The sequence below is a fragment of the Clostridiaceae bacterium genome, assembly GCA_012840395.1.
Lineage (GTDB): Bacteria > Bacillota > Clostridia > Acetivibrionales > DULL01 > DULL01.
In genome coordinates, this window is the sequence record DULL01000094.1 from 1 (window position 1) to 18,186 (window position 18,186).

Consider the following 18,186-nt stretch of genomic DNA (forward strand, 5'->3'; position numbering starts at 1 on the left):
CTCAATAATGCTTTTTCATTTTACAGATTCCAACACCACTTTTTTTATTTTTAAGTGACATTTTCACAAGATAATTAACTCGTTTTTTTAGTCTTTTTAGGTGACATTTTCAAAAGTTATTGACATTATTTTAATCAAATTATTTTACCTCAGATCCAACTCAACTGATTACTTTCCGGCAGATCTTCAAGGCATCCATGCTGTTCCAAAATTTCAATAACTGTTTTGCTTAATTTAGCCCGCGTTCTCAAGTCCTCTTTTGAAAGAAATTCGCCATTCATCCTTGCTTCACATATATTTTGTGCAGCTGCCGACCCTAAGCCCTGTAATGCTGTTAAAGGTGGCCTTATTCCATCAGGGTAGATTCTAAATTCTGTAGCATCAGACTTATACAGATGTACAGGTAAAAATTTAATTCCCCTTGCGTACATTTCATTAACTACTTCCAGAATAGTAAGTACATTTTTCTCTTTCTGGGTCATTTCATTACCTTTTTTCTCAAGTTCATTTATGGCGTTTTTAACTTTATCCTGTCCGTAAGCCATTAATTCAGCATCAAAATCATCAGCTCTTACTGTAAAATATGTAGCATAAAATGCTTCAGGATAATAAACTTTAAACCATGCTATTCTGAAAGCCATCATAACATAGGCTGCTGCATGGGCTTTGGGAAACATATACTTAATCTTATTACAGGAGTCAATATACCACTGGGGTACACCTTTTTCCTTCATAATTTCTACATACTCTTCCTTGAGTCCCTTGCCTTTTCTTACATCCTCCATTATTTTGAAAGCAGTTTTGGAAGGAAGCCCTGAATGTATAAGAAACAGCATAATGTCGTCCCTGCAGCAGATACATTCAGAAAGTGTTGCTATGCCTTCTCTTATTATATCCTGCGCATTATTCAGCCACACATCAGTACCATGGGACAGGCCGGAAATTCTGATTAGTTCTGAAAAAGTTTTAGGTTTGGTATCTACCAGCATCTGTCTAACAAACTTAGTACCAAACTCTGGTATGCCAAAAGTCCCAACTTCGCTGTTAATATCCTCAGGCTTTATTCCCAAAGCCTCCGTGCTGCTAAAAATACTCATTGTAGCTTTTTCACCAATGGGGATTGTCTGTGCTTTAACACCGGTTAAATCCTCCAGCATCCTGATTACCGTGGGATCATCGTGACCGAGAATATCAAGTTTCAAAATGCTGCCATGTAAAAAATGGTAATCAAAATGGGTGGTTATGACATTGGAGCTTGTATCGTCTGCCGGTCGCTGAATAGGAGAAAAATCATATATTTCCTTATCATTTGGCACTATCATTATACCACCAGGATGTTGACCGGTTGTCCTCTTTATCCCTGTGCATCCTTTAATCAAACGGTTCATTTCAGCATTTGTAACTGCAATACCTCTTTCTTCAAGATAATTCTTCACGAAACCATAGGCTGTTTTTTCAGCCACAGTAGCAATTGTACCTGCCCGGAATACATGACCTTTTCCGAAAAGTTCCTCAACATATTTATGGGCAACTGGCTGATATTTACCTGAAAAGTTTAAGTCTATATCAGGTTCCTTGTCTCCGTCAAAACCCAGGAAAGTCTCAAAAGGTATATCATATCCGTCCTTTTTTAATTGTTGACCGCAACGGGGACATTCCTTGTCTGGTAGGTCAAAGCCGCATTCATAGCTTCCGTCGGTAATAAATTCAGAATATTTGCACCGGGGACATACATAATGAGGTTGAAGAGAGTTCACCTCTGTTATTCCGACCATATAAGCTACAAAAGATGAACCTACAGATCCTCTTGAACCAACAAGGTATCCGTCGCTTAAGGATTTGGCAACCAGTTTCTGGGCAATAAGGTACATTACAGAAAATCCATTTTTTATAATTGAGTTTAATTCTTTCTCCAGCCTTTGCTCAACAATTTCAGGAAGAGGATAACCATAAATCTCTTTTGCCCTCTCTTCAGCCATTATCTTTATTTCATCCGCTGCTCCTTCCATTTTGGGAGGAAAGGTTCCTTCAGGAACCGGTGCAAGAACATCTATCATATCTGCTATTTTATTAGTATTTCCAACAACTACATTGTAGGCTTCTTCCTCTCCCAAATAGGAGAACTCTTTCAACATTTCATCAGTAGTTCTGAAATAAAGGGGAGCCTGCCTGTCAGCATCTTCATAGCCCTGACCGGCCATCAATATCCTTCTGAAAACTTCATCTTCAGGGTCCATAAAATGCACATCACAGGTTGCAACGACAGGTTTGTCATGTTTTTTTCCAAGTTCTACAATTTTTCTATTTATATTCTTAAGCTCTTCAAAGTTTTTAACCTTCTGATTTGCAATTAAAAATTCATTATTCCCAAGAGGCTGGATTTCCAAATAATCATAGTACTTTACAATCTCACTTATTTCTTCCTCACCTTTATTATTTACAATTGCAGAGTATAATTCTCCAGCCTCACATGCACTCCCCAAAATCAGCCCTTCCCTGTGTGAGCTTAAAACGCTTTTGGGTATAAGAGGTCTTTTATAAAAATACTTTAAATGCGATACAGAAACCAGCTTATACAGATTTTTAAGCCCTGTTTGATTTTTCGCAAGTATTACAGCATGGTAGGAAGAAGTTTTCGTATAATTAGTATTGCTGGAAAATGCCCTCTGAATATCTTTAATAGTGGTTAATCCCCTGTCTTTTAGAATATTCAGGCATTTTATAAAAATATGGGCGGTTGCGGTAGCATCATCCAGAGCTCTGTGATGGTTATCTAAAGAAATACCTAAATGTTTTGCAACAATATCAAGTTTATGCCTTTCCAATTCCGGGAACAAACAGCGGCAAAGCTGGAGAGTATCAATTATAGGATTAGTAAAAGGTCTCCCAATTTCTTTAGCCTTATTTATAATAAAACCTGTATCAAAAGGTGCATTATGCGCAACAACCGGCAAATCTCCAACAAAGTCCAGGAAATTTTTCAAGACTTCAGCAATTCCTGGAGAATCTTTAACCATATCATTTGATATACCGGTTAACCTAGTAATAAACTCTGAAATATTAATATCAGGATTTATTAATGACTGAAAAGTATCAATTATCTCCCCTTCTTTTATCATAACTGCTGCAATCTCAATAATCTTGTCATTTACGGCATTTAAGCCTGTTGTCTCTATGTCAAACACTACAAAAGCATCGTCAAGCAAATAATCCCTTGGATTTGATACAATGGACATTTGATCATTTACTATGTAACATTCGATTCCATAAATAACTTTTATATTATTCTTTTTTGCAGCTTCATATGCATCAGGATATGCTTGTACCACACCATGATCCGTAATTGCAACAGCTTTGTGTCCCCATGCCGAAGCTCTGGATATCAAATCTTTAACAGGAGTTACAGCGTCCAGAGCGCTCATCTGGGTATGCATGTGAAGTTCCACTCTTTTTTCTTCAGCTTTATCTTCTTTTATATTTTTTTCTGTCTCTATTATGTCATAGGCAAAAATACATATTTCTCTTGAAAATTTATCATACTGAACTTCTCCCCGAACTTTCACCCGTTTATTTTCTTTAATCTTTTCCTGTAATATTCCAAGTTTGTCCTTGTCTGCAAAACATTTGACAGTCAGAGAGCTTGTCCTATCAGTAATATCAAAGGTGCACAGATACCTTCCTCCCCGCAGTTCCTTGAATTCTACTGAGAATATGTCTCCACATATTGCAACTCTGCCGGAGTTAGAGTTTACTTCCTGCATTTTTACAATATCATCCTTGAAATCCTTACCCAATATGATTTCTGTTGGTGTCTTTTCACCATTCGAGTTCTTGGAATCTTTCTTTAATCCATTATTATTGGTTGAAATCTCATTTAATGCGCGGGATTCTTCTTTTTTAACCAGATTAATATACTCATTAACCATGGTTTCTGTGTCACTTGAGTCAACAAATTTTACTTTTACGTTATATGAAAATGAATCTCTGATAAGTTCTTCAATTAACCTGTTACAGCCGAGGGATTCCAGTATTTCGCTGCCTTTCCCCCTTAGCTTTATAAACAATCTGTTATCATGGACTTCCCAGGAAGAGTTGTCAAGGATCCCCCTGCTGACCGCAACCCTGTGATTAACATTAAACAATATGCCGTCTTTAAATCTTTCCACTATCTCCTGAAGGGAAGAATTTACATTAAATCTAAGTTTCACTCTGACATTATTAAATCCAAGTTTTTCAGCAAGTCTATCTTCTATATTGCATATTGTAGAAAACTCGATTATTTCACCTGTCGAAGCACAAATCTCAAGAAGATCTGAATTTTTATATATATTAACTGTATTTATGTCTATGTTGTTTAGAATGTTAAATATTTCTCCTGAAGTACTCATTATCTTTTAGCCAACCTCAACCTCCCATATACCCTTAATATCTGCCAATACATTTTCATCCTGAGGCAAAAACCTTTTGCCAGTCCTAGTTTCTCTTCTTTCATAATATGTGTTACCTCTTCCAGTAAAACTTCCATCACTTTTATATTTTTCTGCTCTATAAATTCTGTCATTGCTATTTCTATCCCATATCCAGTTATTTCTGTACTGAAAATATCATCCAGTATATACCTCTTGAGGGCTCTTTGTCCTGATAAATGAGGAGCAATCTTCTGAGCAAGATCAGTTGAAAATCTTCCACTGTCAAATATACCAATTGTCATCTCAACCTCATTATCAATAACCGGTTTTATCATCTTATTTACATGTTCCGGACTCAACCCTACCAAATCTGCATCAAGAAGAACTATTATATCGCCTTTTGCAACTTTAAGTCCTTCCCTGATTGCCTCAGCTTTTCCTTTGTTCTCTTTACAATTTATTACCATTGCGCCACATTCTTTGGCTATACCTACTGTATTGTCCTCAGAACCGTCACTAACAACAATAATTTCCTGGACATCTTTTACTTTTTTTAAGGTTTTAATGACTGCTGAAATGGTTTTTTCCTCATTATATGCAGGTATAATTGCACTAATATACATTTTCTTTCTCCTTTATCTAAAGCTTTTCAACCTCTTTTATCAATTCCTGGACAATTTCATCCTGAGGAATTTTCCTTACAATTTTACCTTTTTTAAATAACAAGGCTTCTCCTTTCCCGCTTGCAATCCCAATATCTGCCTCTTTTGCCTCACCGGGCCCGTTTACTGCGCAGCCCATAACGGCAACCTTGATATTTTTATTAATATTAGCCAGCTTGTCCTCAACTTCCCTTGTAATCTTAATTAAATCAATCTGGCATCTTCCGCATGTAGGGCAGGAAATAATATTAAGGCCTTGATCCCTTATTTCGAGAGTTCTTAATATATCTATGCCAACCTTCACCTCTTCCACAGGATCATCTGTCAGAGACACTCTTAAAGTATCTCCGATCCCTTCAGCCAGAAGAGAGCCAATACCTATTGCTGATTTTATCGTTCCCATATATATGGTACCTGCTTCAGTTATTCCAATATGAAGAGGATAATGTGTTTTCTCTGCTATTAATCTGTAGGCTTTAATTGTCATGAGAACACTGGAAGCCTTAATAGAAAATATAATATTATCAAAGTTTAAGTCTTCAAAGATTCTGGAATGTTCCAATGCACTTTCCACCATACCCTCAGGAGTAATTTTCCCATATTTCTCCAAAATATGTTTTTCAATGGACCCTGAATTTACACCTATACGAATTGGAATATCCCTTTCTTTTGCAACTTTTACAACTTCTAAAACTTTGTCTCTTCCACCGATATTTCCGGGGTTAATCCTAATTTTATCAGCACCATTTTTCATACTTGCTATGGCAAGCCGGTAGTCAAAATGTATGTCTGCTATAAGTGGTATGGAAATTGCCTTTTTTATTTTCTTAATTGCATTGGCAGCTTCTTCATCAGGAACTGCTACTCTTACTATATCACAACCTGCATCCTGGAGTCTTTTTATTTGGTTAATTGTAGACTCTGCATCACGGGTATCCGTATTGGTCATAGATTGCACAGTGATAGGGGCATCTCCACCTATATAAATATTTCCCACCCTTATTTTTTTAGTAAGCTTTCTTTTACAGCAGTTCTTCACGCCAGTCTATCCTCCGGTTACCCTACGTAATATGTCGTTATATGTTGAAAAAATCATAAGTATTATTAAAAATATAAATCCTATAAAAGAAATAAAGGCTTCTTTTTCAGGCGGAATAGGTTTCTTTCTTATACCCTCCACAGCAAGTAAAAGTAATTTACTTCCGTCCAGAGCCGGAAATGGTACAAGATTTACAAGTCCAAGATTAATACTGATAAATGAGGCCAGGCTAAATACTCCGATGAATTTATCAAAAAAAGTTGGACTTTGCTCCACTACATCTCCGATAACTCCTACTATTCCAATGGGTCCTGACAATTGTGACAAAGACACTCTTCCGGTAATCAACCAGATAATTGAATACATTACATTGCGCGCTACCGAATAGGCATACCTGAATGAGTATCTTATTGTTTCAATAAAATTTCCTTTAGCTCTTGCAAAATAAATTCCTATATCATATTGCTCCTCATTTAAATCTGTTATGGGAACTGTTTCAAACTGAAGCTCCTGACCATCACGGTCTACAGTAACTTTTACTGTCTGGCCTGAGTTTCTGTTCATAAATTCCCTTATTTCCCTGTTATTGTCAACAGGAGTGTCGTTCAGCTTTACAATCTTGTCTCCCTGTCTAAGTCCGGCTTTATAGCCTGGAGATTCAGGATCAATATTTCCTATAATATTTGATTCCTCTCCGAAGGATTTTTTTGGGGTAAATCCGATAATAAATCTATTTTTAGGTATAACCTCAGGATATACCGTAAAAGTTTTCTTTTCTCCATTTCGTATTACTTCGATCTCAGCAGGTTTTCCTTTTGTGCCAAACAGAAAGAGATAAATATCGGCAGGATGAAATACTCTTTTATTATCAAAACTAACTATTTCATCCCCTTCCCTTATTCCGGCTTCATATGTCTGGGATGTAGTATCAATAACCTCAATCCTGGTAGTACTATAGCCGGTAAGAGAGCTTAATAAAACGATTATTATTATAGCTGAAATTATATTCATGAGAGGTCCCGCCGCCAGTACTGAGGCTCTTACTCTCAGAGGTTTTTTGTTATAAGCTCTTTCATCTTCAGAAGCTGCTTCTTCTCCTTCCATTTTTACATATCCTCCGAGGGGAATAAGCCTCACAGAATACTGAGTTTCTCCTTTTTGTACACTGAACAACTTTGGTCCCATAAAAAGTGAAAATTCCAGTACTTTTATATCAGAAAGTTTTGCAACAATAAAATGTCCAAATTCATGTATTATTATCAAAAAGCTAAGAGTCAGTATAGCTACTATTGTTTGCATTATTATCAACCACCATTCCGCTGACAGACATCAGCAATTCTAAGCGCATGTACAAGCATTTCTTGCAGCATTTCTGGCCCAACAATCTACTTTTATTATATCATTCAAATCAGGCATAATATTCACAGTATGGCTATCCATAACCTTTTTAATTATACGGGGAATGTCCCCGAATCTTATTTTCTTATTGAGAAACAAATTTACTGCTTCTTCATTCGCTCCATTCATGGCAGCCGGCATAGTCCCTCCTATTGCCAGAGCTTCATATGCAAGCCTCAGGCAGGAAAATGTACTGTAATCTGGTTCTTCAAAGGTAAGCTTGCCATACTTAAGCAAGTCTAACTTCTCATAGTTATTGTATCTCCTGGAAGGATAACTTAAAGCATACTGAATTGGCACCCTCATATCTGGAATACCTAATTGGGCAATGACAGATCCATCTATATATTCAACCATTGAATGTATAATACTCTGAGGATGAATCAATATATCAATTTTTTCAGGTTGAATGTCAAACAGCCATCTGGCTTCAATAACCTCCAGGCCTTTATTCATAAGAGTTGCCGAATCTATTGTTATTTTGCTTCCCATTTTCCAGTTAGGATGAGCCAGAGCATCTTCCACTGAAACATTTTCCAGTTCAGAAGCTTTTTTCCCTCTGAAAGGCCCTCCGGAAGCTGTAAGTATTATTCTGTTTACTTCTTTGTTTTTGTTGCCATGAAGGCATTGAAATACTGCTGAATGTTCACTGTCCACAGGTAAAATTTTCACCTGCCGTTTTCTGACTTCAGCCATAACTATTTCCCCTGCAGCAACAAGTACTTCCTTATTAGCGAGCGCAATATCTTTTCCCTTTTTTATAGCCTCGAATACAGGTACCAGTCCAGCAATGCCAACTATAGAAGCTACTACCATTTCAGCTTCGTCAGCAGTTGCTACTTTTATCAGTCCTTCCTCTCCGCTGTATATTTCTACTCCCAATGATTCAAATCTATTTTTCACATCTCTGGTAAATACTTCTTCTCCCACAGCCACAATTCTGGGCTTGAATTCCCTTACCTGTTTTTCCAGCAGTTCAACATTGGAATTAGCTGTCAAACCAATAACTTTATATCCCAAATTCCTGATTACGTCAAGAGTCTGAACTCCTACAGACCCTGTAGAACCTAGTATTGAAATAAGCTTACTCATTGATTGTCTCCCTTATGTCTAATTCCATTAACTAATGTATCTTACTTAAATCTTATAGTCTGAATAATAATCCCAGATAGAAATAAATAACGGGTGCTACAAATAGTATACTGTCAAATCTGTCAAGTATTCCTCCATGTCCTGGAATTAAATTTCCATAATCCTTTACCTTGACATTCCTCTTAATAGCCGAAGCTACCCAATCACCCAGCTGTGATATAATTCCGCTTAGAGCTCCCATTATAGCATAATGGTACAATGGTATGTCAGTATAGCTTCTGCCAGCTAAATGACCATATACCAGTAATGCCAGAATGCCACCTATAAACCCTCCAATAGAGCCCTCAAGCGTTTTTTTGGGACTTATTTCCGGCAATATTTTGGTTTTTCCTATTGTAATGCCTGTAAAATAAGCAAAAGTATCTGTTGCCCAGGCTCCGATAAATATAAGCCATATAAAGAATTCCCCTCTTTCAAGATTTCTTGTCAGGGAAATAAAGGATAATAAATATGGTATGTACATCATTCCTATAGCAGTCAGCCCTATATCAACAATGTTATATTTTTTATTAAAGAATACAATTGTAAGCAGTAATGTAACTAATATTATAAAGAAAAATGCAGTAATCAGATAGGTAGTACCTACTGCTTCAGTTATTGTTCTATAGAGCCCGCCCTGGTTTTTATTAAGACTTATAAAAAGTAAAGGCAAGCATGAAACATATCCTGGAATTTTAACAGGTTTATATCCTCCTTTGGATAGTGTGTTATAAAACTCACTAAGCCCAACTAAAGATATAAGAAAAATGGCAACCGAAAATACCTGCTTGTTAGTTAAAGCAGCAATTAACAGGATAATCCCAACAATTGAACTTAATACTCTAGTCTTTAACAATTATATTCCCCCGTACCTTCTATTTCTTTCTTGATAATCCTTTATGGCTTTCAGCAAATCCTCCTCGCTAAAGTCCGGCCATAGCACATCAGTAAACCAAAGTTCTGAGTATGCTGCCTGCCAAAGGAGAAAATTACTAAGCCTTTCTTCTCCGCCTGTTCTTATTATAAGATCAGGATCGGGTATACCTGCAGTATATAACCTGTCAGCTACAGTCTTCTCATTTATTGCACTCGGCTTTAACTTGCCCTGATTAACTTCCTTGGCGATTTCTTTTGCCGCCTGGGCTATTTCAGCCCTGCCCCCATAATTTAAAGCTATATTTAAAATTAAGCCTGTGTTTTTTTCTGTCATTTTCATTACTTTTTGGGTTTGTAATCTAATTTCTTCAGATAATCTTGACAAATCCCCTATAACTCTTATTCGGGTATTATCCCCTGCCAATTCCTTTTCAGCTCTCTGTAAATACTCTAAAAGCAGAGCCATAAGCGAGTCTACTTCACTTTTAGGTCTATTCCAGTTTTCGGTGGAAAAGGCATATACAGTTAGATATTTTATACCTATCTTTTTACAGGCTTCCACAATCCTTCTAAGAGTCTGGGAACCTTCCCTGTGGCCTATATTTCTTGATAATCCCTTTTTTCTGGCCCATCTCCCATTCCCGTCCATAATTATGGCAATATGTTCAGGAAGATTATTTTTATTTAGAGTATGTATATATTTATTTCTTTTGAGCAGTTTTCTAAATAAATTCATGTATCCTCCCAAATAATAACTTCACATAATATACCCCACAATACCTTTTGTACTATATACTATTAACTGTGAAGTTATATTATTTGAATTTTCTTCTGACTAAAATATTATACCAGTTTTTTCTGAATAATAAAACTTAAGAATAGGGGTTTTTTGTTCAAATAAGATAAAGAGCACTCTTCTTTCGAAAGGTGCTCCATATAATTTGTTAACCTATTGTTGGATTACATACAAGCAATTCAACTTTATTGTCTCCTATGTGCCTTATTCTTACTACTCTGTAAAAATCATGATATTCAGATGATTTTTCTCTTGGCGGGCTGGTAGTTTCTATTTTATGTATAACAAAACCAGAATCCAGAAGCAAATCTATGGCATCTTCAACAGTAAATCCAATTATATCGGGAATACCCATGTGTTCAAATACCTCTTGACTAAACTTCCATAATTTCTTTTTCTTTTGCTTCTACTATTTTATCTATTTCAGCAATGTATTTGTCAGTCAGGTTCTGGATATCTTTCTCAGCAACCTTCAAATCATCTTCACTAATCTCGCTTTTCTTTTTCATGGACTTAAATTGCTCAATTGCATCTCTTCTTATTGATCTAATTGCAACTTTTGAATCCTCACCATGCTTTTTTACAATTTTAGTTAATTCTTTCCTTCTTTCCTCAGTTAGAACCGGGAAAACCAATCTTATAACTTTACCATCATTAATGGGATTAATACCTAAATCAGACTTTTGTATCGCTTTTTCAATATCCTTTAATACTTTTATATCCCATGGCTGAATTACTATTACTCTTGCTTCAGGTACATTAATGCTACCCAGCTGATTAATGGGAGTTGGTACACCATAATAGTCTACACTGATTTTGTCCAATAAAGCAGGATTAGCCCTACCTGCCCTTAAACCTGCAAGTTCTGATTTTAATACAGCAATAGTCTTTTTCATTCTTTCTTCAGTAGGTTTGTAAGCTTCCTTATCCATTATCAACCCTCCATTTATATATAAAATTGCCATAAAATATGCTGAATTGGCAGTGAACTAAATCTTTTGTTATTATTATACTACGGTTTTTTATTATGCTCTACTTGGAAATGGTTGTTCCTATACTTTCCCCACAGATAACTCTTATTATGTTTTCAGGCTCGTCCAAGCCAAATACTACAATAGGTATTTTATTATCCATACATAATGAAGTAGCTGTTGAATCCATAACCCCAAGACCTTTGTTCAATACTTCAATATAGGATAAAGTATTGAATTTTCTGGCTTCAGGATTTATAGCCGGATCACTGTCATAGACTCCATCAACTTTAGTAGCCTTTAAAATTACTTCAGCATCAATCTCCGCAGCTCTTAAAGCAGCAGTTGTATCTGTTGAGAAAAACGGATTTCCTGTACCACAGGCAAAAATAACTACTCTCTTTTTTTCCAGATGTCTTACTGCCCTTCTTCTTATATATGGTTCAGCAATCTGGCGCATTTCTATGGCTGTCTGGACTCTTGTGGGGACATTCTTTGATTCCAGGGAATCCTGTAATGCAAGAGCATTTATTACTGTGGCAAGCATTCCCATATGGTCAGCAGTGGTTCTATCCATTCCCTTACCGCTTTTTCCTCTCCAGAAGTTACCGCCTCCTACAACAATCGCAATTTCAACTCCCATTTTCGTGGCTTCAGCAATTTTATCTGTCACATTGCTCAATATCTCAGGATTAATACCACTTTTATCCTGTCCTGCCAAAGCCTCACCGCTTATCTTAAGTAAAACTCTTTTGTATTTTGGTGTCTTCATCAAAATATTTCCCCCAACCTAAGTATTCTTCTACACTAATAGTTAAAATCCTTCTGCATGGAATATAAAAAGCACTTAGTTCCTACGCTTAAAAAAAGGGAACATATAACTTATGTTCCCCTTTTTATTAACCTTTAATTTGTTTCATTACTTCATCTGCAAAGTTTTCTTCTTTCTTCTCTATACCTTCTCCTCTCTCAAACCTTGCAAATCTTCTGATATTAATATTTTCTCCTATTTTAGCTATCTTTTCATTTAATAACTGTTGTATGGTCTTGTCCGGATCCTTAATCCAAGGTTGTTCCAGCAGACATACTTCTTTGTAGAACTTCTCTATTCTTCCTTCTACCATTTTATCAACTATTTTCTCTGGCTTTCCTTCGTTTAATGCCTGAGCCCTGAGTATGCTCTTTTCCTTTTCAATTATGTCCTGGGGAACATCCTCTCTACGTATATATTCAGGTTTAGCAGCAGCTATCTGCATTGCAATATCCTTTACAAAAGTCCTGAATTCTTCATTCTTGGCTGCAAAGTCTGTTTCAATGTTAACCTCAACTAGAACTCCAATTCTACCATCACCATGAATATACGCATCAACCAAACCTTCTGCAGCAATTCTTCCAGCTTTCTTTGCCGCAGCTGCAAGTCCTTTTTCCCTTAATATCTCAATTGCTTTTTCAATATCACCATTTGCTTCCGTAAGAGCCTTCTTGCAATCCATCATACCGGCACCGGTTCTTTCGCGAAGCTGCTTTACTTGATCAGCAGTAATCATTTAAATACCTCCAAATCTCAATTATTTACTATGAATAAATTAAATTATTCTTCAGTAACTGTTTCTTCAGGGAATATTTGCTCTACTTCAACTGCTTCTGTTTCAACTGTTTCTATATCTTCTGCCTTTTCATCTGCCTCTGCCACAACTTCTCCAGAATCTGGTTCGGAAGCAGTAAACTGTTCACCCTGTTTACCCTCAAGAACAGCATCTGCAATCTTGCTTGCAATTAACTTAACAGCTCTTATAGCGTCGTCATTTCCAGGTATTACATAATCAACTTCGTCAGGGTCACAATTAGTATCAACTATTGCAACAACAGGTATACCTAATTTCCTTGCTTCTAATATGGCATTTTTTTCTTTTCTTGGATCAACAACAAACATTGCAGCTGGTAATCTTTTTAGGTTCTTAATTCCACCAAGGTACTTTTCAAGTTTTTCTACTTCATTCTTTAATTTAATTACTTCTTTCTTGGGGAGTACATCGAAGATCCCATTTTCCTGCATTTCATTCAGCTGATTCAATCTATCAATTCTTTTCCTGATGGTTTTGAAATTTGTAAGCATGCCACCTAACCATCTGACATTTACATAGAACTGTCCACATCTTTCAGCTTCTTCTTTTATAGAATCCTGAGCCTGCTTCTTTGTTCCGACGAAAATAACTTCTCCCCCGTTCATAGCTACTTCACGAATAAAGGAGTAAGCTTCTTCGATTTTCTTTACGGTTTTCTGCAAATCTATAATATAGATTCCATTTCTTTCCGTAAAAATATATTCAGCCATTTTGGGATTCCATCTTCTGGTCTGATGGCCGAAATGAACACCTGCTTCTAATAACTGTTTCATTGACACTACTGACATAATAAAATTACCTCCTATTGTTTTTATACCTCCATCGTCTTCATCTTCGCGAGATACCCAATGGCAACTTCTCGAAAATCTGACAATGTGTGTATTTTTTTACCGTTATTTAACCGTTATGTAGTATAACATAACAAAATGACGTATGCAATAGATTTATCATAAAATAGGCCTTATCAAAACATATATTTATATTTCCCATTATTTGCGGGTCTATATAACAGATATTATAAAACTAAATTATGCTAACTTGCATATTATTAATAATAATTGTAAAATTAATTATGAAACTTAATTTAAGTGTTTAAATAATACATTATGCATATTTTTTTTTGGGGGTGGGATATTCAGTCTGAATAATTTTATCCTCAGACTGGCTTCAAAAGATGGAAAACTTAGATTTTTTGTATGAAATTGATGGAGAAACTTGGTTTATTGAAAATGATAGAAATAATTTAAAAATATCCTACAAGGTTAAAGAAGTTCTTTCTTCAGTAAAGTCTGTATACCAACAAATAAATATAATTGATATATACGATTTCGGCCGTTGCCTTATACTTGACGGGGTTATACAAACAACTGAGCTTGATGGGTATATTTATAATGAAATGCTTTCCCATGTTCCTGTTATAACACATCCACATCCTCAGGATGTATTAATAATAGGGGGGGGAGACTGTGGTGTCGCAAATGAATTATCAAAGTATAACTTCCTGAAAAAAATCGATATGGTGGAAATTGATGAACTAGTAGTAAGAGAATGCATAAAGTACATGCCTAGTGTAACAGGCATGGCTTCTTATGACGAAAGGATAAATTTTATATTTAATGACGGAATCGAGTACATTAAAGATAAAAATGCTATGTACGACATTATAATTATTGACTCCTCTGATCCTGTAGGCCCCGCAGAGGATTTGTTTAAAGAAAGTTTCTATTTAAATGCTAAGAAGTGCCTAAAGCCAGATGGTATTCTTACGTGCCAGAGCCAGTCTCCTCTATTCAATAAAGATATAATGGCCAGAACCTATAAAATATTGTCAAAATATTTTGCAATAGTGAAAATCTATGTTGCATCAGTTCCAAGTTATCCAGGTGGGTTCTGGAGTTTTACCATTGCATCGGATTATTTTGACCCTGATAAAGCCGACATTTCAAAGCTTGCTGATAATACAAGATATATAAACAGAGAAGTTTTTCACTCGAGTTTTAAGCTTCCCAACTTTATCAAAGAGATCATTAATCATGTTTAGCTATTGACTGGTACATGCAGGCTAGTTTAAACTATATAATAGCCAATATAAGGCTATTATTTTTTCTTTTTGGGAGATAGCATGGATGAACATACTATCAGTTACAAAAGAATAATTAAAGTCTCTATTGCAGTTTTAGCTGTACTTGTAGGAGTCTTTACCGTCTACAAACTGGGTATTTTACTTGCTCCTTTTGTTATCTCTTATATATTGGCGATGATTCTGGAACCACTAATCAGATTCCTGGTTCATAAAGCAGGCATAAGTAGAAAATACTCTGCTTTAATCGCTCTTCTGTTTTTTTTGCTCACAGTTGGTGTCATTATAGCATTAATAGTAATAAAACTCATATCGGAAATTAAGAGTTTTTCAACTCTGTTGCCTAAATATGCAACAGACATTTATTACAATATAATCAACTTTTTCAATAATAATAAAGAGTTGTTTAATTGGCTTCCTAAAGACATATTTACCTATGCTCAGGATTTTATTTCTAATTTCTTTAATTCTCTAACTTCCGTAGCTAATACTTTATTTAAAACTGTATTGTCTACAGCTATTTCTATTCCTGAAGCTTTGCTGTTTGCAATTGTGACTATTGTTTCCACTTTCTTTATTGCAAAAGATAAAGATATAATTCATTCCTTTTTTAAGAAGCAGCTTCCTGAAAGTTGGATCAACAAGATTATCAGTATCAAGCAGGATATGTTTTCTGCATTATTTGGATATATAAGAGCACAGCTAATAATCATGGTAATTACTTTTACAGAATTATTGATCGGGTTTTCTATTATCAGAATAAATTATGTACTTCTTTTAGCCATAATAATCAGTATTTTGGATGCCCTTCCTATTTTAGGAACAGGGGGAGTGCTGATTCCCTGGGCAATATACCAGTTCTTGGTGGGAAACTATAAACTTGGTATCTCCCTTTTCATTCTTTATATAGTTATACTGATAGTTAGACAGCTCATTGAGCCAAAAATACTCGGAGATCAAATAGGTGTGTATCCTCTTCTTACCCTGGGATCAATGTATATTGGTATGAAGCTCTTGGGTTTTGCAGGACTTCTGCTGGGGCCGATCACTTTCTTGCTGCTTAAAAATATTTTTTCTGGAATGTTAAAAGGAAGAACTTTTAAAGAAACACTTTATGATAAAAAATAGGTATCTAATTAAAAAATAGACACTTAATTTTACTAAAGCTTATCTGATATTTCACCTTTTAATTCCTTGGTTAGTTTTTTTATAGCCTTTTTTTCTATTCTTGATACGTAGGATCTTGAAATTCCAAGCATCTTGGCAATCTCCCTCTGGGTCATTTCCACTCCGTTATTTAACCCATATCTTAATTCCAAGACAATTCTTTCTCTTTTTTTGAGAACAGATTTCATTTTTTCATAGAGTTTTTTAGTCTGTATCTGCATCTCCACTTTATCAATTACAGAGTCTGATTCATAGCTAAGTATATCGTTTAGTGTTATTTCGTTTCCTTCTTTATCCATTCCAATGGCATCCTGTAGAAATACCTCATTTTGTTTCTTTTTGTCAGCCCTTATATTCATAAGTATCTCATTCTCTATACATCTTGCCGCATAGGTAGCTAATCTGGTGCCTTTTTCATAATTATAAGTGGTGATAGCTTTAATTAAACCGATAGTCCCTATGGAGATTAAATCGTCTGAATCGTTTCCATAAGGGCTGTATTTCTTTACAACATGAGCTACAAGCCTAAGATTTCTTTCTATTAGTATATTTCTTGCTTCTTCACTTCCCTTTCTAAACTCACTGAGTAGCTTGCTTTCTTCTTCCGGTTCAAGAGGTTGCGGAAATGAATTAGGAGTTGCAAGGTATCCTAGCAGAAATATTACATCTTTAATAATTTCAAAAATAAACGAAAACAAGATGCATATCAAGATTAGGTACCTCCATGAAAGTCATACCTAATAATATGCATCTTACAAAAATGACGTGCTTGTACTAATTATTTAACTTTTTCTTTTGAAACAGTAATATATTCTCCTTCTCTCATGAGTATATGTCCCGAAGAATATGGTTTACCTTCAAGAGTAATTATCACTTTATCCTTTTGGAAGTAGTCACCGAAAGTATTGGCAATACAATCCAGAATCATCAATTCATAGGATGTGCCTGCATTCATTTCTTTAACAAGTTCGGAAGAAAAGTCAATAGCTACTATACCCTTCATATCGTCAAGACGGATATCTAATATTTTTACATTAGGAGTCAGTGTACCCTTCAGGTCCTGGCCTTGTAGGGGTTCTTTCAAACCATCCTCAAAGACTTTTTTTATGTCCTGATTGGTACGAAAATGAATTGTCTTGACAGAACTGATGATTCTGTCGTTTATGAAGTCCGGATAGTAAAATTTTATATCCTGAACAAAGGAAGCATTCTTTTCAATACTCTGAAGTTCACTGATAACAGTAAATGACTTGTCTTCCTTTGAAACAAATTCACTTTTTACTTTTCCAATATCTTTCACATAATAGTCTTTTATAATTGAATTGGGGCTTTCTGTCGTAATTTCCAGTGCTTTATATTTGCCTGACGGAGTAGATACTTCCTTATCTATTGCAGTAATGCTCCTGGTTGTAGATTCCCCCACACTCCATGTTGTACCTATTTTTATAGGCTCTTTTATTATTATTTCTTCGTTTTCTTCCATACTAGTATAATCATAAAGGTAGTAGGTTTCTCCTCTTGAGAATAACCTGACAATAGAGCCGTCCTTATACTGATAAACAAATACAGAAACTGTTCCCGGATTAATACTCCTTATTTGAACAATGTCATCTTTAACATAGTCCACATAGGTTTTATACTCTGCGAACTCATTACCGGTACCTTTGAAGTCCATAAAAACATTTTCCTCAAACAGGAAAAAATCTTTTGCTTTCAGAAGCTCTGCCCTCTGATTCTCTGCAGTGTCAGTAGCTTCAGTAATGGTTTGGTTGGAAGTACTTTCATTATCTGTTTTCTTGTTTCCATTTGGCATCCTTGCACTACGTCCGCATCCAGCAAGTAAACTTAAAAGCAGTACAATCAAAATGATAAATCTTTTCATTTTTTTCCTCCCGTTTTATTCTATTGTTCTGTTAACTTAATAATAAAATGAGACCTGAAACGCTTCTGGTATAATGGAAATTGCCACAAACCATTACCTCCCAGAAAGGAGCGTTTAGGTCTCATGACTATTATACCACCAAACGTTGTA

General features: G+C 35.5%; 16 protein-coding genes. 2 read left to right on the plus strand and 14 right to left on the minus strand.

Translation table 11 applies throughout. From position 1 onward, the window contains the following. Positions 1–149: 149 nt before the first annotated feature. The 12 genes from GXX20_10510 to rpsB all read right to left on the minus strand — a co-directional run bounded on the left by GXX20_10510 (position 150) and on the right by rpsB (position 13,695). Positions 150–4,388 carry a PolC-type DNA polymerase III gene (locus GXX20_10510; protein ID HHW32084.1) on the minus strand — a complete coding sequence of 1,413 codons (4,239 nt, stop codon included), beginning with the start codon at positions 4,386–4,388 and terminating at the stop codon, positions 150–152. After that, the gene (locus GXX20_10515) at positions 4,388–5,032 is read right to left on the minus strand and encodes a glycosyltransferase family 2 protein (protein ID HHW32085.1); all 645 of its coding nucleotides are present in this window, start codon (positions 5,030–5,032) and stop codon (positions 4,388–4,390) included. Before GXX20_10515 ends, GXX20_10510 begins: the two co-directional genes overlap by 1 nt. A gap of 16 nt (positions 5,033–5,048) precedes the next feature. After that, the gene (gene ispG / locus GXX20_10520) at positions 5,049–6,110 is read right to left on the minus strand and encodes a flavodoxin-dependent (E)-4-hydroxy-3-methylbut-2-enyl-diphosphate synthase (protein ID HHW32086.1); all 1,062 of its coding nucleotides are present in this window, start codon (positions 6,108–6,110) and stop codon (positions 5,049–5,051) included. 6 nt (positions 6,111–6,116) lie between these two features. Further along, entirely contained in the window at positions 6,117–7,409 is a 1,293-nt protein-coding gene (rseP, locus tag GXX20_10525; GenBank protein ID HHW32087.1) for an RIP metalloprotease RseP, read from the minus strand. 39 nt (positions 7,410–7,448) lie between these two features. Continuing rightward, a complete protein-coding gene (locus GXX20_10530) occupies positions 7,449–8,600 on the minus strand; it encodes a 1-deoxy-D-xylulose-5-phosphate reductoisomerase (protein ID HHW32088.1) in 1,152 nt (383 codons plus the stop codon). 52 nt (positions 8,601–8,652) lie between these two features. Beyond that, a complete protein-coding gene (locus GXX20_10535; GenBank protein HHW32089.1) occupies positions 8,653–9,495 on the minus strand; it encodes a phosphatidate cytidylyltransferase in 843 nt (280 codons plus the stop codon). Next, positions 9,496–10,251: an isoprenyl transferase gene (locus GXX20_10540; GenBank protein HHW32090.1), complete on the minus strand. Its 756-nt coding sequence runs from the start codon at positions 10,249–10,251 to the stop codon at positions 9,496–9,498. 208 nt (positions 10,252–10,459) lie between these two features. Next, on the minus strand, positions 10,460–10,666 hold the full coding sequence (locus tag GXX20_10545; GenBank protein ID HHW32091.1) for a hypothetical protein: 207 nt from the start codon (positions 10,664–10,666) through the stop codon (positions 10,460–10,462). Positions 10,667–10,685: 19 nt separating this feature from the next. Then, a complete protein-coding gene (gene frr / locus GXX20_10550) occupies positions 10,686–11,243 on the minus strand; it encodes a ribosome recycling factor (GenBank protein HHW32092.1) in 558 nt (185 codons plus the stop codon). Positions 11,244–11,343: 100 nt separating this feature from the next. Further along, on the minus strand, positions 11,344–12,054 hold the full coding sequence (locus GXX20_10555; GenBank protein HHW32093.1) for a UMP kinase: 711 nt from the start codon (positions 12,052–12,054) through the stop codon (positions 11,344–11,346). A 127-nt stretch (positions 12,055–12,181) separates the two neighbouring features. Continuing rightward, on the minus strand, positions 12,182–12,829 hold the full coding sequence (gene tsf, locus GXX20_10560; protein ID HHW32094.1) for a translation elongation factor Ts: 648 nt from the start codon (positions 12,827–12,829) through the stop codon (positions 12,182–12,184). Between the two features lie 44 nt (positions 12,830–12,873). After that, on the minus strand, positions 12,874–13,695 hold the full coding sequence (gene rpsB / locus GXX20_10565) for a 30S ribosomal protein S2 (GenBank protein ID HHW32095.1): 822 nt from the start codon (positions 13,693–13,695) through the stop codon (positions 12,874–12,876). Positions 13,696–14,081: 386 nt separating this feature from the next. Between rpsB and speE the strand changes: the two genes are divergently transcribed. Continuing rightward, on the plus strand, positions 14,082–14,948 hold the full coding sequence (gene speE, locus GXX20_10570) for a polyamine aminopropyltransferase (GenBank protein HHW32096.1): 867 nt from the start codon (positions 14,082–14,084) through the stop codon (positions 14,946–14,948). Positions 14,949–15,029: 81 nt separating this feature from the next. After that, on the plus strand, positions 15,030–16,115 hold the full coding sequence (gene ytvI / locus GXX20_10575; protein HHW32097.1) for a sporulation integral membrane protein YtvI: 1,086 nt from the start codon (positions 15,030–15,032) through the stop codon (positions 16,113–16,115). Positions 16,116–16,147: 32 nt separating this feature from the next. Here ytvI and sigK read toward each other — a convergent pair whose 3' ends face one another. Further along, positions 16,148–16,864, minus strand: a complete 717-nt coding sequence (sigK, locus tag GXX20_10580) for an RNA polymerase sporulation sigma factor SigK (protein ID HHW32098.1) — start codon at positions 16,862–16,864, stop codon at positions 16,148–16,150. A gap of 68 nt (positions 16,865–16,932) precedes the next feature. Then, complete coding sequence (locus GXX20_10585) at positions 16,933–18,036, minus strand: GerMN domain-containing protein (GenBank protein ID HHW32099.1); 1,104 nt, start codon at positions 18,034–18,036, stop codon at positions 16,933–16,935. Positions 18,037–18,186 lie beyond the last annotated feature (150 nt).